Annotated in this window: 22 protein-coding genes; 13 read left to right on the forward strand and 9 right to left on the reverse strand. The window is 63.3% G+C overall.

The features are described from left to right. Positions 1-47 precede the first annotated feature (47 nt). The 11 genes from ABMA32_RS01155 to ABMA32_RS01205 all read left to right on the forward strand — a co-directional run bounded on the left by ABMA32_RS01155 (position 48) and on the right by ABMA32_RS01205 (position 12,667). Entirely contained in the window at positions 48-3,488 is a 3,441-nt protein-coding gene (locus ABMA32_RS01155; protein ID WP_349011898.1) for an SPOR domain-containing protein, read from the forward strand. 115 nt (positions 3,489-3,603) lie between these two features. Next, complete coding sequence (nagZ, locus tag ABMA32_RS01160) at positions 3,604-4,629, forward strand: beta-N-acetylhexosaminidase (protein ID WP_349011899.1); 1,026 nt, start codon at positions 3,604-3,606, stop codon at positions 4,627-4,629. Between the two features lie 57 nt (positions 4,630-4,686). Beyond that, the gene (locus tag ABMA32_RS01165) at positions 4,687-5,493 is read left to right on the forward strand and encodes a segregation and condensation protein A (protein WP_349013294.1); all 807 of its coding nucleotides are present in this window, start codon (positions 4,687-4,689) and stop codon (positions 5,491-5,493) included. Further along, complete coding sequence (gene scpB, locus ABMA32_RS01170) at positions 5,490-6,242, forward strand: SMC-Scp complex subunit ScpB (protein WP_349011900.1); 753 nt, start codon at positions 5,490-5,492, stop codon at positions 6,240-6,242. The genes ABMA32_RS01165 and scpB overlap by 4 nt, the downstream gene beginning before the upstream one ends. Before the next feature lie 96 nt (positions 6,243-6,338). Then, positions 6,339-7,412 carry an ABC transporter ATP-binding protein gene (locus ABMA32_RS01175; RefSeq protein ID WP_349011901.1) on the forward strand — a complete coding sequence of 358 codons (1,074 nt, stop codon included), beginning with the start codon at positions 6,339-6,341 and terminating at the stop codon, positions 7,410-7,412. Between the two features lie 34 nt (positions 7,413-7,446). After that, a complete protein-coding gene (locus ABMA32_RS01180) occupies positions 7,447-7,668 on the forward strand; it encodes a twin-arginine translocase TatA/TatE family subunit (RefSeq protein WP_349011902.1) in 222 nt (73 codons plus the stop codon). Positions 7,669-7,716: 48 nt separating this feature from the next. After that, entirely contained in the window at positions 7,717-8,343 is a 627-nt protein-coding gene (gene tatB, locus ABMA32_RS01185; RefSeq protein ID WP_349011903.1) for a Sec-independent protein translocase protein TatB, read from the forward strand. Then, the gene (tatC, locus tag ABMA32_RS01190) at positions 8,340-9,209 is read left to right on the forward strand and encodes a twin-arginine translocase subunit TatC (protein ID WP_349011904.1); all 870 of its coding nucleotides are present in this window, start codon (positions 8,340-8,342) and stop codon (positions 9,207-9,209) included. Before tatB ends, tatC begins: the two co-directional genes overlap by 4 nt. Positions 9,210-9,417: 208 nt before the next feature. Continuing rightward, positions 9,418-11,145 carry an adenylate/guanylate cyclase domain-containing protein gene (locus tag ABMA32_RS01195; protein WP_349011905.1) on the forward strand — a complete coding sequence of 576 codons (1,728 nt, stop codon included), beginning with the start codon at positions 9,418-9,420 and terminating at the stop codon, positions 11,143-11,145. Between the two features lie 104 nt (positions 11,146-11,249). Then, positions 11,250-11,885 carry an HAD family hydrolase gene (locus tag ABMA32_RS01200; protein WP_349011906.1) on the forward strand — a complete coding sequence of 212 codons (636 nt, stop codon included), beginning with the start codon at positions 11,250-11,252 and terminating at the stop codon, positions 11,883-11,885. 77 nt (positions 11,886-11,962) lie between these two features. Continuing rightward, complete coding sequence (locus tag ABMA32_RS01205) at positions 11,963-12,667, forward strand: DUF899 family protein (protein ID WP_349011907.1); 705 nt, start codon at positions 11,963-11,965, stop codon at positions 12,665-12,667. A gap of 12 nt (positions 12,668-12,679) precedes the next feature. Here ABMA32_RS01205 and ureG read toward each other — a convergent pair whose 3' ends face one another. The 4 genes from ureG to ureC form a co-directional block, all read right to left on the reverse strand. Next, the gene (gene ureG / locus ABMA32_RS01210; protein ID WP_349011908.1) at positions 12,680-13,315 is read right to left on the reverse strand and encodes an urease accessory protein UreG; all 636 of its coding nucleotides are present in this window, start codon (positions 13,313-13,315) and stop codon (positions 12,680-12,682) included. Continuing rightward, positions 13,312-14,058: an urease accessory protein UreF gene (locus tag ABMA32_RS01215; RefSeq protein WP_425475489.1), complete on the reverse strand. Its 747-nt coding sequence runs from the start codon at positions 14,056-14,058 to the stop codon at positions 13,312-13,314. Before ABMA32_RS01215 ends, ureG begins: the two co-directional genes overlap by 4 nt. Continuing rightward, positions 13,967-14,620: an urease accessory protein UreE gene (locus ABMA32_RS01220; protein WP_349013296.1), complete on the reverse strand. Its 654-nt coding sequence runs from the start codon at positions 14,618-14,620 to the stop codon at positions 13,967-13,969. Before ABMA32_RS01220 ends, ABMA32_RS01215 begins: the two co-directional genes overlap by 92 nt. A 105-nt stretch (positions 14,621-14,725) precedes the next feature. Then, a complete protein-coding gene (ureC, locus tag ABMA32_RS01225; RefSeq protein ID WP_349011909.1) occupies positions 14,726-16,435 on the reverse strand; it encodes an urease subunit alpha in 1,710 nt (569 codons plus the stop codon). A 129-nt stretch (positions 16,436-16,564) separates the two neighbouring features. On the opposite strand from ureC, the gene ABMA32_RS01230 reads away from it, so the two are divergent. Further along, complete coding sequence (locus tag ABMA32_RS01230; RefSeq protein ID WP_349011910.1) at positions 16,565-17,041, forward strand: hypothetical protein; 477 nt, start codon at positions 16,565-16,567, stop codon at positions 17,039-17,041. Between the two features lie 33 nt (positions 17,042-17,074). On the opposite strand, the gene ABMA32_RS01235 is transcribed toward ABMA32_RS01230, so the two are convergent. Genes ABMA32_RS01235 through ABMA32_RS01255 form a run of 5 tightly spaced genes read right to left on the reverse strand, consistent with a single transcriptional unit; the run spans position 17,075 to position 19,449 of the window. Continuing rightward, a complete protein-coding gene (locus ABMA32_RS01235; RefSeq protein WP_349011911.1) occupies positions 17,075-17,395 on the reverse strand; it encodes an urease subunit beta in 321 nt (106 codons plus the stop codon). 11 nt (positions 17,396-17,406) lie between these two features. Further along, positions 17,407-18,009, reverse strand: coding sequence for a HupE/UreJ family protein (locus tag ABMA32_RS01240; RefSeq protein ID WP_349011912.1), 603 nt, complete (start codon positions 18,007-18,009; stop codon positions 17,407-17,409). 28 nt (positions 18,010-18,037) lie between these two features. Then, the gene (locus ABMA32_RS01245) at positions 18,038-18,289 is read right to left on the reverse strand and encodes a DUF1272 domain-containing protein (protein WP_349011913.1); all 252 of its coding nucleotides are present in this window, start codon (positions 18,287-18,289) and stop codon (positions 18,038-18,040) included. A gap of 8 nt (positions 18,290-18,297) precedes the next feature. Continuing rightward, entirely contained in the window at positions 18,298-18,600 is a 303-nt protein-coding gene (locus tag ABMA32_RS01250) for an urease subunit gamma (protein ID WP_349011914.1), read from the reverse strand. A 9-nt stretch (positions 18,601-18,609) separates the two neighbouring features. Beyond that, positions 18,610-19,449 (reverse strand): urease accessory protein UreD, encoded by an 840-nt coding sequence (locus tag ABMA32_RS01255; protein WP_349011915.1) that lies wholly within the window; start codon positions 19,447-19,449, stop codon positions 18,610-18,612. 201 nt (positions 19,450-19,650) lie between these two features. On the opposite strand from ABMA32_RS01255, the gene ABMA32_RS01260 reads away from it, so the two are divergent. Then, positions 19,651-19,905 carry an acyl carrier protein gene (locus tag ABMA32_RS01260; RefSeq protein ID WP_349011916.1) on the forward strand — a complete coding sequence of 85 codons (255 nt, stop codon included), beginning with the start codon at positions 19,651-19,653 and terminating at the stop codon, positions 19,903-19,905. Positions 19,906-19,909 lie beyond the last annotated feature (4 nt).

A 19,909-nucleotide genomic window follows, 5' to 3' on the forward strand; every position in this document is an offset into this window, starting at 1 on the left:
ACCTGCGCGACGCCAAGGCGTCCGAATGTGTGCGAGTTCGGGAAGACATGGCAGACAACAACCAGCTGAAAATCGCCAATCAGGTCGACCTTTCGGACGACGATCCCTTTGCGGAGCTGACCCGCATCATGGGCTTCGACCCTCGCCAGCCGGCAAAGCGCCCGGAGCCGGCTTCGGTCCAGCCGTTGTCGAGGCTTGCCCCCGTAGAAGCGCCGGTACCGTTTGAGCAGGCGGCGGACGAGGAGGATTTCAGCCTCGACCTCGAGAAGGAACTGCTCGGCGGGTTTGATGTGGATGAGGAGCGATACGCTCAGCCTGCCCACGACTTGTCCATCGACGACGCTTCGGCGCCTGAGTTTGCAGACGTGGATTTCGACTTCGGCGACGCATTTGAGGCGGCCCCCCTGTCGCACGAGCCGGCCGCTATCGCGGAGCCGGATTTTTCCTTTGATGGCGATCTGGACGCGGCTTTTGCAGCAGTTCCGAATGACAACTCTTCTGGGCGTGAGCAGTGGCAGGAGCCTGCTGAAATCGACCTCGATTTCACCATGACGGACGACCATTTCAGGGCGCTCGACGCGGTGGCGGCTTCTCCTTCGCAGCAGCCTGCCTTGCCGGTCACGCCAGAAGCCGTCGCCATCGACGATTTTGACGCGAATTTCGATGCCGCGCTCGCCGAAATCGACATGAGCTTCCTCGATTTGCCGGCTGAGCCCAGCACCACGACCGCGCCGTCGGCTGCGACGTCGACGGTCGAGACAGAGGCGCACCCAGAGACGGCCGCTGCGGAAGCTGCCGACCTCGACTTCAACATGTTCGACGATGCGGATTTCCGGCTCGCAGAAGAGAATTCCGCTGCAGCAGCCCCGGAAACTGCCCCCGAAATGGAAGATGCATTTCCCGAAATCGCTGCGGAAGCATTCGATTTTGGCATGGATGAACTGCGTCTGGACGATACGCACACTACCGAGACCGTGTCTCTACCGGCAGATGACATGTCATTCGACGATGTCGATTTCGGCATCACACAGGACGAGCCGGTGGCAGTCGCTTCCGCTGAGCCGTTCGACGAGCCTGCCATGGTCCAGCCGGAGCCGGTGGCCGAGAAGCCCGCTCCGGTCACGGCCTCGAACGTCGAGCTATCCATCCCCGCCTATGTGCCACGCAAGCTGCCGACATCGCCCATGGATGTCGCTGCTGAAGCGTTCCGCCAGCGCGAGGCGGTTGCCGCGCCCGCCGAACCGGAGTTCAACCTCGAGGACGAACTCAATGCGCTGCTCGGCAACAAGAAGGCTGCGCCGGTCGAGGCTCCGGTCGTTGTCCAGCCGGAGCCGGCTTTTGAGGTTCCTTCCTTCACGCCGTCCTACTCTGCGCCCTCCTACTCGACCGCCGATATCTTTGGAACGTCCGGCGCTACCGTCTACCAGCCGATCGAAGCTCCCAAGCCAGAGCCTGTCGCCTTTGATGCCCCGGCGCACCCGGCCGACATCGACGACAATCTGAAATGGGAGCTGGACGAGGCTTTTGCGTCGGAAACCGAGGGAACGGCGGCCGATCAGGATATAGCCTACGCCCCTGACTATTCCGACGAGTACTCCAGGGCTTATCCGGATGACACCGGTCGTGACCTCGAGTCGGGCTACGACGCGCGCCATGAGGCTCAGGAGCCGGTCGATCTCGATCTGGCGTTTGACGAACTCGTTGAAGAACCCATTCAGCCGGCACCTGCGTCGTCTTATCGCGAAGCCATCGCCGGTGCAGCCATCGGCGCTGCCGCCGCTCGGCTCGGTTCGCCGCAACCGGCACGTCCGCTCGTCGAGGAAGGCCAGTTCAGCCCGCATCGCGATCCGGTCGTGCGCGGCAATCCGCTGACCGAGGATCCGCTCGACATCATCACCCAGCTTGCGGAGAAATATTCGCGCAAGGAGCCGGTCGCTACATACGGCTCGGCGACCGGTTATGGCCACCAGCCAGAGGACGAGGTCGATGGCGACATCGATATCTCCGACCTGTTCGAGGATCAGCCCGAAGTCGAAACGGTGGAGGTTCATGATCAGGCGATCGCCCTAGCCGACGATCTCGATATTCCGGAACTGCCGGAGGAAGAAGAGCTTCCGCCAGCGGCGGCCTATGACGACCTCGATGCCGAATTCTCGAGCCTGCTCAACGAGATCAATACCGAGCAGCCCGCCGCCCAGGCCTTCGCAGGCTATCAGGATCCACTTGCTGGCGGATTCAGCACCCGCGCCTATCAGGCCCGTCCGTTTGAGAACGCCGGCGTGATAGCAACGCCTTCGGGCGCTCGTCAGGCTCCTTCCCGCCCTGTCGAGGACGACTTCGGCCAAGGAGCATTCTCGCTGGATCCGGACGATCTTTATGGCGGTCGTGCGGCCTCCGGCACGCAATATGCCGACGCCTATGACTACGACCCTGAATTCGAACAGGAGATCGCGCCGCAGCAATTCGCGGAGAAGGCCCCCCGCAAATCGCCGTCGCGCGGCCTGCTGATCGCAGGTATCCTTGGCGGCGTGGTACTTGTTGGCGCCATTGGTGCCTTTGCCCTGTCTTTCGGCGGCGGCGCGGGCAGCGATGTTCCGACCATCGTCAAGGCCGATGAAGGCCCCGTGAAGGTCAGGCCCGAAAATCCGGGCGGCACCACGGTGCCCAACCAGGACAGCAAGGTCTATGACACCGTTGCGGGTGAAACCGGCAACGGCGATGCGCCGCAGGAAAAGCTCGTCACCACCGCCGAGGAGCCGATGGACGTCACGCCTCCGCCGGTTGAGGAGGACCCGGTCACGGCGTCCGGCAAGAGCGAGGACCGCATCGAACAGATCGTCCAGGACGCCGAAGGCCAGACGGACGCCGAATTGACGGCCGTTGCCCCGCGCAAAGTCCGCACGATGGTGGTGAAGCCTGACGGAACGCTGGTGCCGCGCGAGGACGAGGTCGAGATGGCCCCGTCCAACGAGCAGACGGATACGATCGCCGCCGCCGCGCCGTCGACGGTCGCGCCCGAATCGACTGGTGCCCTGCCCGAAGCGGCGCCTGCTCTCGCTCCGGTCCCGGAGGAAACGGCAGCCGTTCCAGCTCCCACGCAGACGGCTGCCATCCCTGACTCCGCGCCGATGCCTGAGACTGCGCCTGTCGCACCGCTGCGGCCTGCGGACCAGCCAGTCGATGTTGTCGGAGAAGTCGCACCTACCCAGGTCGCTGCTGCTACGACAAATGCCGCGACGGCAGGCGCAAGCTGGGCCATGCAGATCGCATCGCAGCCGAGCGAGGCTGCAGCGCAGTCATCCTATCAGGACCTGGTACGCCGCTATGGCAGCGTGCTGCAGGGCCGCGAGGTCAACATCGTCAAGGCCGAGATCGCCGGCAAGGGTACGTTCTGGCGCGTCCGTGTGCCGGCCGGAACCCGCAACGAGGCGATCAATCTCTGCGAGACCTACAAGGCCGCCGGCGGCAACTGTTTCGTCTCGCGATAGCGCTGGAAAACCTTTCGAAACCTGAACGGCGCGATCTCTACCGCGCCGTTTGGTTGTCTGGATATGCCCTTATTTCGGGGATGCGGCAGCTCGTGCTTCCGGGTAAAATCGCCAGATGACCGAATCAAAAGCCATGATCCTCGGCTGTCACGGCAAGTCGCTCAGCCGCGAAGAAGTCCGCTTCTACCGAGGCGAAGTCCCTTGGGGCTTCATCCTCTTCGCCCGCAACATCGGCGAACCCGAACAGATCCGCGATCTGGTCGCCGAGATGCGCGATTGCGTGAACCGTCCCGATGCACCTGTCTTCATCGATCAGGAAGGCGGTCGCGTCCAGCGCATCCGCCCGCCGCTTGCTCCGAACTATCCCGCCGGCGCAGCGCTTGGCGCGATCTGGCAGGACGACCACGAGGCCGGTGAACGCGCAACATGGCTGCTTGCCCGGCTCCATGCCTTCGACCTGCTGCGGTACGGCATCACGGCGGATTGCCTGCCGGTTCTCGACGTGCCTATTGAAGGCGCCAGCGACGTCATCGGCGCGCGCGCCTACGGCAAGAAGCCGGAGGCGGTGACCGCTCTCGGCCGCGCCGCCGCTGAGGGGCTGATGTCCGGTGGGGTGTTGCCCGTGATGAAGCATATCCCCGGACATGGGCGCGCCTTCTCCGATACGCATTTCGAGTTGCCGACTGTCGATACGAAGCTTGGCGACCTGCAGCGCCACGACTTCGTGCCGTTCCGAGAACTTGCCTATCTGCCGATGGCAATGACGGCCCATGTCATTTTCAGTGCGATTGATCCCGACAATCCGGCGACCACCTCCGGCAAGGTCATCGAGGAAGTGGTTCGCGGCGAAATCGGCTTCGACGGCCTGTTGATGAGCGACGACACCTCGATGAAGGCGCTTTCTGGGGATTTCCCGTCGAAAGCCGCCGCGATCCTTGCGGCGGGCTGCGATATCGTCCTTCACTGCAATGGGGAAATGGAGGAAATGGCGGGCATCGCGTCCCGCACCAAGGGCCTCCAGGGACTGTCCCTTGAGAGGGCGAAGCGCGCGCTTTCCTTCATCAAGGACCGAGACAACGCCGACGAAGCGGAAATCCGCGCAGAGTTCGCGACCTACTTCCGCGAGACGGCAGTGGCGTAGCAGAAGGATACGACCTTGGCGGAAGCCACGGAGATCAAGGCGGGCAAGGCCGCACCGATGGACCGCCTCTGGGCCGCGGACAACGACGAATCGCGGGCGACCGACGATCCGTCGCTTGTGGTCGATGTCGCCGGCTTCGAGGGTCCGCTCGACCTGTTGCTGCACTTGGCGCGCAGCCAGAAGGTCGATCTGGCCCGGATTTCGGTGCTTGCGCTTGCGGAGCAATATCTAGTATTCATCGAAACCGCTCGCAAGCTGCGGCTCGAACTCGCCGCCGACTATCTCGTCATGGCTGCCTGGCTGGCCTTCCTCAAGTCCAAGCTGCTCATTCCCAAGCAGCCCGGCGAGGAGGGCGAGAGCGGCGAGGAAATGGCTGCCGTCCTGCAGTTCCGCCTCAAGCGTCTGGAAGCGATGCGCGACGCTGCCGCTCGGCTCGTCAACCGCAACAGGCTTGGACGCGACGTCTTTGCGCGCGGCATGCCTGAACTCGTGATCATCGAAAAGCGCAACGAATGGTCCGCGACGCTCTACGACCTGCTCACCGCTTACGCTTCGCAGCGTCAGCGCCAGGCGGTTGATCATGTGCGCATCGCCAAGCGCGGCGTCTGGTCGCTCAAGGACGCGCGCGACATCCTTACCCGCATGGTGGGCGACCTGAAGGAATGGACGGCGCTCGACAAGTTCCTCATCGACTATCTGGCAAGCCCGGAAGATCGCGCCACCGCGATCGCCAGTTCCTTTGCCGCAAGCCTTGAGCTCATCCGGGAAGGCATGCTTGAGGCGCGCCAGGATGAGGCCTTCGCTCCGCTGTATCTTCGCGGGCGGCAGCAAGAGGCCAGAAAAACCATCGAGGTGGTAGCATGACCGAAGGCGGCTCTATCGTCCCGTTTCCGCTCTCCGACACCGCTGTCGAGGCTGATGAGGCGGATGAAACCATGGTTCGCAACCCGGCCGAGCGGCTGCACATGGCCGAGGCCGTGCGCATGGCCGAGGCCATCATCTTTGCCAGCGCGGAACCTGTGAGCGAAAAGCAGATCGGCCAGCGTTTGCCCGACGGCATCGACGTTCCGGCTGTCATGGCCGAGCTTCAGCAGACTTACGAGCGTCGCGGCGTCAACCTCGTGCATGTCGGTGACGGCTGGGCATTTCGCACAGCAGGCGACCTCGCCTTCCTGATGAGCCGTGACAGCGTCCAGCAGAAAAAGCTGTCGCGCGCAGCGCTCGAAGTCTTGGCCATCATCGCCTACCACCAGCCGGTCACCCGAGCCGAGATCGAGGACATTCGCGGCGTCGAGACGTCCAAGGGCACACTCGACACGCTCATGGAAACCGGTTGGATCCGCATGCGCGGCCGCCGCCGCACTCCGGGCCGCCCCGTCACCTATGGCACCACCGACAGCTTCCTCGATCACTTCGCGCTTGAGGAACTTCGCGACCTGCCAGGTATCGACGAGCTGAAGGGGGCCGGCCTGCTCTCGACCCGCATGCCGGCGAACTTCTCTATACCGGTACCGCCAAGTGATCCGGATCTCTTGACCGAGGACGAGGATCCGATGACCGACGTCGACCTCGAGGAACTCGGTCTGTTGACACCCAAGGTCACAGATGATTGACCCACGATCGGGGACGGCTGTGTTGCCTGAGGTCCCCCGGAGCGTGGTTTGAAGGTCCAGCGCAGTGATTTTGAGGTAGCGTCCGCGCCTTCACGAGTGACCGCGGGCGTTACGTTTGCCGCGCGGCTGGCGTTCGAGCACATCAGCCACGCCTTCAGCGCGGGACGCGATACCTTATCGGATGTCTCGTTCTCCGCCGAGCCCGGCGAAGTCCTTTGCCTTCTCGGACCCTCCGGCTCGGGCAAGACGACGCTCCTACGCATTGCTGCGGGCATCGAGCCGCAGACATCCGGCCGCGTGCTGCTCAACGACCGCGAGATCGCCGGCCCCTCGACCTTCCTGCCGCCGGAACAGCGTTCAATCGGCCTTGTCTTCCAGGACTATGCGCTGTTTCCGCACCTCACCATCCTCGACAATGTCCGCTTCGGCCTGACGGCCATGGCGCGCGAGGACGCACGTCGCGAGGCGCTGATCGCGTTGGCGCGCGTTGGACTGGAGCATCGCGCCGGCTCACTTCCGCACCTGCTGTCCGGTGGTGAACAGCAGCGCGTGGCGCTGGCCCGCGCCCTTGCGCCTCGCCCCGCCGTTCTTCTGATGGACGAACCCTTCTCAGGGCTCGATTCACGGCTGAAGGATAGCGTCAGGGCCGAAACGCTTGCGATCCTGCGCGAAAGCCGCGCCACGGCCATCGTCGTCACACATGACGCAGAGGAAGCGATGCGCCTGGGCGACCGGATCGCACTTCTGAAGGCCGGCCGTCTGGTCCAGGCCGGCCGCGCCGAGGATCTGTACCTCAACCCAGCCAACCTGTTTGTCGCGGGCTTCTTCTCCGAACTGAACCTGTTCGATGCCCGGGTTTCCGGAGGTTTTGCAGACACGCCGGTCGGAATGATCGAGGTTCCCGGCATCCCGGACGGCGTAAAAGTGACGGTAGCCGTCAGGCTTTCCGGCTTCGAGATCGGCGACGAAGGCCACGATTTCCAGGCGCGAATCCTGTCCAGGCGCTATCTGGGCGTCGTCGAACTGCTTGAGTTTGCGGTTTCCGGCGCGGAAAAACCGGTCAGGGCGCGCATCCGCTGCGGCGCTTTGTCCTCCGGTGCACGAGATATCTGGCTTTCATTGCGCAAGTCTGACGTACTTGTGTTTGAAACTGGCGACGAAAACGCATAGATCGTAGCCAGGGAAAAACAGGAAGAATGTAACAATGGGTTCCTTTTCAATCTGGCACTGGCTGATCGTGCTGGTCGTCGTGCTCCTGGTCTTCGGCCGTGGCAAGATTCCTGAGCTGATGGGTGACATGGCCAAGGGCATCAAGAGCTTCAAAAAGGGCATGGCCGACGACGATACGGCCGACGAGCCCAAGACGGTCGAACATCGCGTGGACGAATCGGTGACCGCTGGCAAGGAAAAGGCCTCGAAGAGCTGAATTCCGTTCGCGGAATGATCGGCCTGCCTGGAAGCCGGAACGAAAGCCATGTTTGAGATCGGCTGGACCGAGATGCTGGTGATTGCGGTCATCATGATCGTGGTCGTTGGCCCGAAGGATTTGCCGAAAATGCTGCGCACCTTCGGCCGCACTACGGCCAAGCTGCGCTCCATGGCCGGCGACTTCCAGCGTCAGTTCAACGACGCGCTCAAGGAGGCCGAACTTGACGACGTCAAGAAGTCGGTGGATTCGCTCAAGAGCCTCAATCCGGCCAACGAGATCAAGAAGCAGCTGAATCCATTCGAGAAGGCCGCGGCCGACGTGCGGTCCGGGCTCGACACGCTGAAGCCAAAACCTCCCGAGTCAGCCTCGCCGGTTACCCATGCGGCCGAGCCGCTGAAGGCAGGGCCGACAAACGAGGAACCGTCTTCTGCCATTCCGGCAGCGTCGGGGGTGGTTGCAGCGGCTGTCGGCGTGCCCGACCCTTCCGCACCGCCTTCACCCGCTGCGCCGCAGGAAGCCGCGGTCAAGCCCGCTGCCAAAAAGGCAAAACCAAAGGCCGAAAAGGTGGCGAAGGCTCCCGTCGCTGAGACCGTGCCGCTTGAAGAAGCCGTGGCGGAGGCAAAGCCGAAGGCTGCGCCACGCAAGAAAAAAACCGAAAGCAGCGCGCCGTGACCAACACCGATCAGGACGAGGTCGACAAGTCTTCGGCCCCACTCATCGAGCACCTGATCGAGCTGCGCAAACGGCTGATGTGGTCGATCGGTGGCTTCTTTATCGCTTTCCTGGTCTGCTTCTTCTTCGCCAAGCAGCTCTTCAACTTGCTCGTCATTCCCTTCCAGTGGGCGGTTTCCTGGGCTGGTCTGGATGACCAGACGGTCGAACTGATCTACACCGCGCCGCAGGAATTCTTCTTCACCCAGATCAAGCTTGCCATGTTCGGCGGCCTCGTGATCGCCTTTCCGCTGATCGCCACGCAGATCTACAAGTTCATCGCGCCGGGCCTCTACAAGAACGAAAGGAACGCGTTCCTGCCGTTCCTGATCGCCTCGCCCATCCTGTTCCTCATGGGCGCTGCGCTCGTCTACTTCTTCTTCACCCCGATGGTGATGTGGTTCTTCCTCGCCATGCAGCAGAGCGGTGGCGAAGGCGAAGTCCAGATCTCGCTGCTGCCGAAGGTTTCGGAATATCTCAGCCTCATCATGACGCTGATCTTTTCCTTCGGTCTGGTGTTTCAGCTTCCCGTGGTCACGACACTGATGGCGCGCGTCGGGATGCTGTCCTCGCAGGCGCTCGCGGACAAGCGCAAATGGGCGATCGTCATCGCCTTTGTCGTCGCGGCCGTCCTGACCCCGCCCGACCCTGTTAGCCAGATCGGATTGGCAGTGCCGACGATCATTCTTTACGAGGTGTCGATCTGGGCGGCGCGCTGGGTGGAGCGAAAGCGCGAAGCCGAGCGACTCGCACGCGAGCGCAAGGAAGCGGAAGAAGCGGCTGCCGAGAAAGAAGCTCCGGTCACTGCCGAGGCAGGCACGACCTGAATTTTAGCGTTCCGGCCTGCGTTACCAGCGCCGGCGTCGATTCCGGTTCTGTGACTTTCGCCCGGGCCGTCTCCCCCTCAGGGAATGCGAGAAGAGGTTTCGTAGGGCTAGTACCGTTGCCGAAGGCGGTACACTGCGTCTTTCGGCACCCCATTGAAGCCGCGCCTTTACCCTGCCAACCTGCGGACATGAAAAACCGGCTGGCCGCATGACCTCAATCCCCACGCACGGCACAAGCGGCAAAAAGTCCGGCGAGCAGTTGCTGCGTTCGGCACGGCTCATATCGGGCCTGATCCTTATGGTCTTCGTGACCATGCACATCACCAACCTCGCGCTGAACCTTTTCTCCATCGAGACGGCCGATGCCGCGCTCCGGTGGCTGATGAACCCATGGCGCAGCGTTCCCGGAGCCATCCTGCTCTACGGCGCTGCGACGATACATGTCGTGTTGGTCCTGCGCACGCTCTACCTCCGGCGCACGCTGCGCATGCCGTTCAAGGAGGCGGCGCAGACCGTGCTCGGGCTTTTCATCCCGCTGCTGATCGCCGAGCATGTCATCGGAACCCGTGTCTACAGCACGATGACGGGCACCGATATCGACTACGAATTCGTCGTCCGCTCCCTGTGGATCGATGCGCCATTGGTAGGGCTGAAGCAGGTGGTGGCGCTGCTCGTCATCTGGGCGCATGGCTGTCTCGGGCTGCATTTCTGGCTGCGCTACCGCGATTGGTATCCCGCCTTCGCGCCATATCTGCTGATCGGCGCCGTCCTCCTTCCGGTGCTGGGACTTCTGGGTTTCGCCGACGCGGGCAAGGCCTTGGAGGGGCTCGCGCGGCCTCCCTTGCCGGAGGGCCTCACGCTAGAACGGGTTACCGAAGCGTACGCAACGAAAGACGCGCTTCTGCATATGGCCTATGCGATAGCGGCAGCGGCGATCCTGTCGACGCTGTTGCTGCGCGGACTGCGCCAGACGCTGGCTCGCCGCAACAGGATCGAGGTCCGTTACGAAAGCGGGCAGTCCGTCAGGGTCCCCAAGGGCACCAGCGTCCTCGAGGCCAGTCGCATCGGCGGCATCCCGCACTATTCCGTTTGCGGTGGCCGGGGGCGCTGCTCCACCTGCCGTGTCCGGGTCACGGCGGGTAGCGATGAACTTCCCGACGCCGGGCCGGTCGAGAGCGCAACCCTCACGCGAATTCACGCCGGGCCGGACGTGCGGCTGGCCTGCCAGCTGCGGCCCACCGGCAATCTCACCGTGCTTCCCCTTCTCGCGGCAGACCGAGAGCGCGCGCTGCCGGCAGGCGTAAGAACCGCGACCCCAGGCCGCGAACGTGAAATCGCGGTCCTCTTCTGCGACATCAGAAGCTTCACCGCGCTCGCCGACCGGCGGCTGCCCTATGACATCGTGTTCCTGCTTAACCGCTATTTTGCCATCGTCGGCAAGGCGGTCGAGGAAGCGGGCGGGCGGCTAGACAAGTTCATCGGCGATGGGGCGATGGCGTTGTTCGGGCTCGATAGTTCGGCGGCGGACGCCTGTCGTCAGGCTCTCGAGGCCTCCGCTGCTATCATCAACGAACTCGACCGGTTGAGTGAAGAGCTCGCCGGCGAGATTCCCGCGCCGCTCCGGGTCGCGATAGGCATTCATGCCGGGCCTGCGATCGTCGGGGCAATGGGCTATGGCGGCGTCATGAACGTCACGGCGATCGGCGATACCGTCAACGTCGCGAGCCGGCTGGAGACGACGGCCAAGGAATTCAACGCCGCCATCGTAGTATCCGATACGGTAGTCAGGCTTTCCGGCCTCGATCTCTCGCCATACGAGGAGCATGAGGTTGCGATCCGCGGCAGCGCACGACCGCTCCATGTCCGGGTGGTGCCGCAGAGCGAAAGATTGCCGCGGGGTTTCGCAACAGCGCTGGCGGCACAGTCGGCCGCGTGACGCAGGGAAACCACGAACTCCCGGATTTCTGCAGGCAATTGGCACTTCAGCGTCGATTTGCGCCGCGAAATGTGCAGAAGGGGGGGAGGAACAAGGAACGCACGATGACGCCAAAGGCGGTTTACTGGGACATGGACGGCACGCTGATCGACAGCGAGCCGCTTCATGACGAAGCGCTTGTGTCGGCCATGAGGAGCGTTGGCATCGCTCCACCTGCCGATCTGCACGAACGAGTGCTCGGCATTGCCGCATGGCCTGTCTACGAAATGATGCGCGACGAGTTCGGCCTGAAACTCCCTTACGATGATTGGATCAGGCGGAAATACAGCTACTACCTCGAACATGCGCCGAGGCTGAAGCCGCGTCCCGGTGCATTGGAGATTTTCCGCGATCTGCAACGCCTCGGCGTGGCGCAGGCGATCGTGTCGAACTCCGACCGCCTGATCGTCGATGCTAATCTGCGCGCAGTCGGCATCGTCGAGCCGGGCTTCAAGACGGTGTCACGCAACGACGTCGCCGAGGGCAAGCCGCATCCCGAGCCTTTCCTTCGTGCGGCCTGGCTTACCGGTATCGATCCGGCCGATACATTCGTGATGGAAGACAGCTTTACCGGCTCGCGCGCCGGACTTGCCGCCGGCATGCGCACCATCTTCTGGCCGGAACGGCCGATGAAGGGTCCCGAGGGCGCGCTTGTCGCCGCCACAGCCGAAGATGTGAGACGCCTGCTCGGTCTGCTTTAGCCGCTTCTTTCGAGCCAGGATGTCGGAACCGCGCACGGCCATTCGTCCTTGAGGAATAAACCGAAAGGAGAAAGAGCATGGAAAAATCCGTTCTTACGCCCGCCGGCGAACTGGCCCGCCTTCCATATCCCCACTTTCCCGGAGAGAGCGCCGCGTACCAGGAGGCACGTCGCGCACTTCTGGTTGAAGAGATCGAATTCCGCCGTCATATGACCAGACTGGTGGAGCAGCGGCGCTCGCTTCCGCCCGGCCCGGTGATCGAGAAGGACTATCGATTCCGGGATGCCAATGGCGACGAACTGGGTCTGATCGATCTGTTCGGCGACAAGCACACGTTGGTCGCCTATTTCTGGATGTACGGACCGCAGCGCGCGCGTCCATGCTCGATGTGCACCAACTGGCTGGGTGCGGTGAACGGCAACGGCGCGGATATCGCGCAGCGTGTATCGTTGAAGATCCTGGGGCGCAGTCCTGTCGAACGCCAGCTTGCCTTCGCCGCTGAGCGGGGCTGGTCGAACCTCGATTTCGTGCAGACGGTCGGCGACGACTACGCCAACGATCTCGACCTGATCAACGATGACGGCAGCGAAAACCCGGCGCTGGTGGTCTACCGGCGCGACGGCGACAAGGTTAGGCTGTTCTGGGCGTCGGTCATGACCCGGGACATGGCCGATCCCGGACAGGATCCGCGTAACGCGCCCGATATCGCGTCGCTGTGGTCGATTCTCGACCTGACCCCCGAAGGGCGCGACCCGGACTGGTATCCGAAGTTGAGCTACTGAGGTCGCCGCCGCCTATTCCGCAGCGACCTGCGTGACTGGCAGGCCGCCCGTCTCGACGATGAAGTCGATGACCTCGTCCAGCCCCTTGCCGCGCGACAGGTCGGTGAAGCCGAACGGCCGCTTGCCGCGCTGCCGCGCTGCGTCGCTTTCCATGACGTCGAGGTTTACGTTCACATAGGGCGCAAGGTCGCTCTTGTTGATGACGAGGAAGTCGGAGCGCGTGATGCCGGGCCCGCCCTTTCGCGGGATTTCCTCGCCCTGGCAGACCGAGATGACGTAAAGCGTGATGTCGGCGAGATCAGGGGAGAAGGTCGCCGCAAGATTGTCGCCACCCGATTCGATGAAGACGATGTCGAGGTCGGGGAATTTCCTGTTCATCTCGGCGATTGCCTGCAGATTGATCGAGGCATCCTCGCGGATCGCGGTGTGAGGACAGCCGCCGGTCTCCACACCCATGATGCGTTCCTCCGGCAGCGCCTGCAGCCGCGCCAGGATCATCGCGTCTTCCTTGGTGTAGATATCGTTGGTGACGACGGCGATGGAATAGCGGTCGCGCAGCGCCTTGCAGAGCTTTTCCGTCAGCGTCGTCTTGCCGGAACCGACTGGCCCGCCGATACCGATGCGAAGGGGTCCGGTTTTGGAGGTCATGAGCGGAAAAGCCTCGAATGCTGGACTTCATGTTTCATGGCGACGATCTCCGACAGCAGCGCTGCCGAACCGAGGTCGTCGAGCGCCGAGCGTTCGGCGCGGCCGGCTGCCTGTGTGATGGTGGGCTCAAGCGCGGCGAGAGTTGCCATAGCGCCCTGCTGGCCGGTAACACCGAGCCGGATCGCCGCCTGTATGAGGTTCATCGAAAACGCCTGGAGCCATGCGCCGAGCGCTGTCTCCAGCGCGACACCATGCGCCCCGAGGATTGCGCTTGCGGCCACGCAATAGGGACATTCAGCCGGCAAACGATCGATGACCGGATGCGGCCATGCGCGCGCGGCAGCAAGAAAAGCCGCGCCCTGCAACATCGACTCGCGATGACGTTCTTCCGACCCGGCGAGCGCTTCGGCAAGCTCGGCAAGGTCGAACAGGTCGCCGTCCTGTCGCGCCCGGCGATGTGCCTCGGCAAACAGAACGGCATCGTTCCACCCGGAACCGAAGACGAGCAGATCGTGCAGCCATTCCCGCAGCGCCTCGGCATCGGGCAGCAGTTCATCATGCGCCGCTCGCTCCAGCCCGTGGCTGTAGGAGAAGCCGCCGACCGGGAAGGCCGGCGACAGGAATGCCAGCAGCCGAAGCTGCGCGGCAGCGTCAGCCATGGTTGTGGCCATAGTGCGGATCGCCGGGCAGCCGGCCATAGGCGTCGCGCTCGCCATGGTGGTGGTCGTGATGCCCATGACCATGCCCGTGAACATGACCATGGTGATGGTCATGATGGTGTCCGTCATCGTGCGCGTGATGATGGTCATGGTCATCATGGTGGCCATGATCATGGCCATGTGCATGCCCCGAATAGGCCCCGCGCACCGGCGAAAAGGGTTCCACGACATCCGTCACGACGGCGCCCAGCCCCTCCAGCATGTCCTTGATCACATGGTCGCGCAGGATGAGTATGCGTTCTGCCGAAATGGCAGCTGCCAGATGCCTGTTGCCGATATGCCAGGCCAGTTCGGACAGGTGCACCGCGTTACGCGCGCGAATGTCGTACAGCTCTTCCGGCGCGGCGCCGATCTCGATCTGGCGGCCGTCCTCCAGCACCAGCCGATCGCCGTCTGCCAGCGTCACCGGCTCCAGCAGGTCGACCAGCACCTTGCTGCCGTCCGCCAGCTCGATGGCGCGGCGACGCAGATGCCGCTCGTCATGCGCCAGAACCGCCCGCCCGGCGATCTGGCCCGGGACCCCGGCGGACGCCACCGATACGGCGCGCGGAAATTTGGTGAAGTCGGTGTTGAGCGAGAGTTTCATGATGCGATCATTTCGTTGGTTGCTGCCGACATCATGCGCCAGAACGACCAGTTCGGGCAAATGCCTTTGAGGTCGCACCAACGGACTGGGCTGAGAAACCGCGGCTCAGAACAGGAAATACCGCTGCGCCATCGGCAGCACTGTCGCCGGCTGGCATGTTAGCAACTCGCCGTCTGCCCGCACCTCGTAGGTTTCCGGATCGACATCGATGTGCGGCGTCGCCGTGTTGAGCTTCATGGCAGCCTTGCCGATGCCGCCGCGCGTATTCTTCACGGCCACCAGCTTCTTTGCCACGCCGAGGCGCTGCGACAGGCCTGCGTCCAGAGACGCCTGGCTGACGAAGGTGACGGACGAGCTGGTGCGCAGCTTGCCATAGGCGGCGAACATCGGCCGGTAGTGCATTGGTTGGGGCGTCGGGATCGAGGCGTTGGGGTCGCCCATCGGCGCGGCGGCGATCGAGCCGCCCAGCAAAACCATGTCGGGCTTCACGCCGAAGAAGGCAGGATTCCACAACACGAGGTCGGCGCGCTTGCCGACCTCGACTGAGCCGATCTCGTGGCTCAGCCCGTGCGCGATTGCCGGGTTGATCGTGTACTTCGCGATGTAGCGGCGGACGCGGAAATTATCGTTGTCGCCTGTCTCGTCCGCCAGTCGGCCGCGCTGGCGCTTCATCTTGTCAGCGGTCTGCCATGTACGGATCGCAACCTCCCCGACGCGGCCCATAGCCTGGCTGTCGGACGAAATGATCGAGAACGCGCCGATGTCGTGCAGGATGTCCTCAGCTGCGATGGTTTCCTTGCGAATGCGGCTTTCGGCAAAGGCGATGTCCTCGGGGATCGACGGCGAAAGATGGTGGCAGACCATGAGCATATCGAGATGCTCGGCCAGCGTGTTGACCGTGTAGGGCCGCGTCGGATTGGTCGAGGACGGGATAACGTTCGGGAAGGCCGCGACCTTGATGATATCGGGCGCGTGGCCGCCCCCCGCCCCCTCCGTGTGGAAGGCGTGGATCGTTCGGCCCTTGATCGCCGCAACGGTATTCTCGACGAATCCGCTTTCGTTCAGCGTGTCGGTGTGGATCATCACCTGCACGTCGTACCCGTCGGCAACAGTTAGGCAGTTGTCGATGGCGGCGGGCGTTGTGCCCCAGTCTTCGTGCAGCTTGAGCGCGGAAGCGCCCGACAGGATCATCTCCTCCAGCGGCGCGGGCAGCGAAGCGTTGCCCTTGCCGGCCAGCGCGAGGTTCATCGGGAAGGCGTCGAAACTTTCGATCATGCGCTCGATGTGCCATGCGCCGGTGCAGGTGGTGGCCAGCGTACCGTGCGCCGGTCCCGTGCCGCCGCCGAGCATGCAGGTTAGGCCGGACATCAGCGCTTCCTCGATCTGCTGGGGGCAGATGAAGTGGATATGCGCGTCCATGCCGCCGGCCGTCAGGATTTTCCCCTCGCCGGCGATCGCCTCTGTGGAAGGACCGACGATGATTGTCACGCCCGGCTGGGTGTCCGGGTTGCCGGCCTTGCCGATCGCGTGGATGCGACCTTCCTTCAGCCCCACGTCAGCCTTGTAGATGCCGGTGTGGTCGACGATCAGCGCATTGGTGATGACGGTATCGACGGCGCCCTCGGCCCGTGTCGCCTGGCTCTGGCCCATGCCGTCGCGGATCACCTTGCCGCCGCCGAACTTCACCTCCTCGCCATAGACGGTGAAGTCCTTCTCAACCTCGATGAAAAGTTCCGTGTCCGCCAGCCGCACCTTGTCGCCGACGGTCGGGCCGAACATCTGTGCATAGGCGGCGCGGGAGATTTTAGCGGGCATGAGCAGTCAGGCTCCCTGAAGCGTCGGAAGAGGGTGGGGCGAAAATTCCGGAACCGGTCGCGCGGTAACGCCATTGCCACATTCAGCATGCAGTGTGGCTGGACGACGAAACGGAGACCGGACGAAACGATGATGAACGGAAGACGTGCAGTGATCGCGCCGCTCGCGGCGACGATGATTTTTGCGGTTGCCCCGGGATATGCCCAACAGTCGCCTGCGACTCAGGAGGCGCTGGACACGATCATCGGCACCGAAGTGCAGGAAGAGGAAGTCGAAGCCGCGGCGGATCCTGGAAGGGTCATCTCGGCGATCGAGAAGACGGGCGAATCCATTTCCCTCGTCCGCAAGGCTTCCAACCTCGACCGGGTGGACATCGTCTTTCTTGCCGACGCGGTGCAGGCCGAAGGTGGCCCGCCGCCCGAGATCACCGCGAAGCTGAAGGAGCACGAGGCGGAGATCACGGAACTGCGCAAGGAGATCGAAGGCAACGCGATGCTTTACCACGCGGTGGACTCGCGGCAGATCCTGATGCGCGACGTGCTGGCGGTTGAATTCGACGACGCCAACGGCGTTGTCATCTTCGCCGCGGCGAAACCGGCCGGATAGCTCAGGCGCTGCCGCGAGCTTTGCCGCCATCGATCAGAGCTTCCCCATGATCTTCTGCTGGAAACCGTAGACGGTACGACCGCCCGAAAGAGGAACCAGTGTCACGTCGCGCTCCTGCCCCGGCTCGAACCGCACTGCGGTTCCGGCGGCGATGTCGAGCCGCATGCCGCGCGCCTTGTCCCGCTCGAAGACAAGCCCTTCGTTCGTTTCGTAGAAGTGATAGTGGCTGCCGACCTGGATGGGCCGGTCGCCTGTGTTAGAGACCTTCAGCGTGACGGTCGGGGCACCTGCATTGAGCTCGATCTCGCCGGGAGCGGTGATGATTTCGCCGGGAACGAGGCCTCCGAGGATCATGATGCTCTCCCTTAACCAGCGAGGACGAGCCAGATGCCGGCAAGCGCGGTCGCTCCGCCGGCGATGCGGGTTGCCGTGCGACCAGTACCCCGACCGACAACGCGTCCGAGCCCGAGGCCGATGGCGATACCGACGATATGCAGGAGCGCGGTCGAGATCGCAAAACCCATTCCGTAGGAAAGCGCTGTCGCCCTTCCGAGCTCGCCGCCATGCGCGTGGCCGTGGAAAAAGGCGAAGAAGCCGACCAACGCCATCGCCATTCCGGTCGGAACATTGAGCGCAACCGCTGCGAGCAGGCCGATGACGACCACAGAGGCGAGGATAACGGGCTCCACGAAGGGGAGGGGCAGGCCGAGAAGCGCTGCAAGGAACCCGAGGCACATGGTCCCCACGAAAGCTGACGGCACCAGCCACAAGGCGCGGCGATCCTCGCTCTGCGCCAGCAGGGCCGCCCAGAGGCCGACCGCGACCATGGCTAGGATATGGTCCAAGCCGAAGAGTGGGTGGGAAACGCCGGCCATGAAGGAGCCGTGCTCTTCCGGGTTTAGATGCGCAAAAGCTGGAGCGGCTGATAGGGCTAACACTACAGCGGTGGCAGCAAGACGTTTGAACATTGGCGAGTGTCTCTCTTCGGAATTGCCTTCAGGCTGCCTTCGGCGCGCAGCCTTCTGCCTTGAGTATGCGTTTGGTTGAGGCTGGATGTCTTGCCAGCGCGGCGGCCGGCCTTATGGGTCGTGCAACGAGGTTGCCGCCGCAGTTGGGGCAGTATCCGCCTAGCTTGCCGGTGGCGCAGTCTGTGCAGAACGTGCATTCGAAGGTGCAGATCATGGCGTTGCTCGCGTCTGGCGGCAGGTCCCGGTCGCAGCATTCGCAGTTAGGCCGCAGGTCCAGCATGATGCGATTTACCTTATGGGATGGTGGACGGTGACGAGCTTGGTGCCGTCAGGGAAGGTCGCCTCGACCTGCACGTCATGGATCATCTCCGCTATGCCCTCCATTACCTGCGCGCGGGAAACCACATGTGCGCCGGCCTCCATCAGGTCGGCGACGGAACGGCCGTCGCGAGCGCCTTCCACAACGAAATCCGTGATCAGGGCGATGGCTTCCGGGTGATTGAGTTTGACGCCGCGTTCCAGCCGCTTGCGCGCCACGATCGCGGCCATGGCGATCAGCAGCTTGTCTTTTTCCCTCGGCGTGAGATTCATGCAGCTTCCTTAGAGTGTCCAAATCTTGGGCAAGCCTGCCTTACCGTTGAGCAGGCCCACCAAAGGCGCCAGCCTCTTGCGCAGGCTGTAGCCGTCCCCGGCCTGGAGCCTCGCAAGAAGCTTGCCAGTTCCGGCCACTCTCCAGAAGCTGGCGCCGCCTTCGTCTCCGGCGATGGCGAGCGCCTCGGACAGCAGCATCTCGGCGTCGGGTGCGATCAGGAGCAGGGTGGCGACGGCCAGCGAACCGCGCATAGCGGCAGGCCGCGACAGCGTGGCCGCCACATCCGGTCCGACGGCGAATTCTTCCGCATGGACGAGCCGGCCGTTGCAACGAATCCGCCAGCGGTCGCGGAAAAGCGCCCGGGTCACCACCTCGCCCATTGCCTTGCGTCCGAACAGCGTTGACTCGACGATCAGGGCCCGAGCGCCTTCTTCGAGATCGACTTCGAGCCTTCTGCTCATGGAGGACCCGTCATAGACAATGGTTTCCTGAGGCAGCCAGGCGACGCTGCCATGCGAGGCTGCCGACAGGCGGACATCGACGCGGGCACGGCCGGAGCGCGAGCGGTAAAGTTTTTCACACGCCTGCGTTGTAACCGTCACCGACGCCCCCGTAGCCGCCTCGATCTCCCAAGCGATGCGGTCGCCGCCCGTCAGCCCGCCTGCTGTGTTGATCAGGATGGCCTCGAGCGGATCGTCCCTGACTTCCGGCAGGCGGATTTTGGCCGCCCCCTCCTGATAGAGCCTATGCACGCGGCTTCGGCCCTCGGAATGGCGCACGGCAAGCAGCGCCTGTGCATTCACCCGCTGGGCGGAAAGCTCCATGACCTCGTTTATCGGCATCAACATGCATGCGATCCTTTGCCGGCATCGTCCGTTACGCCAGCCGGTTTGTCGAGAACTTCCCTTATTGCTTCCCGCCGCCCGGCTTTCTATAGAGTTCCATACGCCCTTGGCTATGAGGGGTGGCGCGGAGGGGCGCGTCGGAAGGGAAGCCGGTCGATACAACGCCTTCGATGTTGGATCGATACGAATATCTGGAAGGACGCAATGGCCGACAAGCTAGCCGAAGACATCATTGAGAAGGTCAAGGCCCATGCCGACCCCTCGGTCGGGGACATCGGGCCGGACACCGAGCTTACCGCGCTCGGTATTCATTCGCTTGAACTGACCGAAATCATCTTCGACCTGGAAGAAGCCTATGGCATCGAGATCCAGATGAACACCGTCGAAGCGTGGAGCAACTTGAAGACCGTGCAGGACATGGTCGAGGCTGTCCGCGCCCTGATCGACAAGAAAGCCTGACTGC

This window comes from Mesorhizobium quangtriensis (assembly GCF_040081925.1).
Lineage (GTDB): Bacteria > Pseudomonadota > Alphaproteobacteria > Rhizobiales > Rhizobiaceae > Mesorhizobium_K > Mesorhizobium_K quangtriensis.